This is a genomic window from Polaromonas sp. P1_G2 (assembly GCF_056405515.1).
Genome location: NZ_JBFUBY010001345.1, coordinates 1 through 419, shown reverse-complemented (window position 1 = coordinate 419; position 419 = coordinate 1). Strand labels below are relative to the sequence as shown.

The following is a 419-nucleotide window of genomic DNA, read 5'->3' as shown; positions in this document are numbered from 1 at the left end:
GACCCGGCCATTCCGTTGCCAAGTCCGGCGAACAGAGTGGCAGGCTGCCGCAATCGGGCGCGTCGCCTCGACCAAGGCCCGCTGCCGGCGACAATCCGGTTCTGACCCTGTCGGGTGTCTGCAACGACCGGCTTCGCCACGTCGATCTCACGCTTCTCAAAGGGGAGATTCACGGGATTGCCGGGTTGATCGGCAGTTCTCGAACGGAGATCCTGCAGACGATTTTCGGCCTCCGGCGCATCGATACGGGCAATGTCGCGCTTGATGGGGTTTCGCTCAACAAGCGCACGCCGGCAGAAATCATCGAACTCGGCGTTGCCCTGGTGCCGGAAGACCGTCACGAACAGGGCCTCGTCCTCGAACATTCCATCGAGCGAAATCTCACCCTGCCGCGGCTGCGTCTTTTTTCTCGCTGGGGA

1 protein-coding gene is annotated in these 419 nt (G+C 62.3%); it reads left to right on the top strand.

Features of this window, described 5'->3' with window-relative positions:
• Positions 1 to 419: ATP-binding cassette domain-containing protein (locus AC1D0P_RS30480; protein WP_477680144.1), on the top strand; the 419-nt coding region annotated here is incomplete at both ends.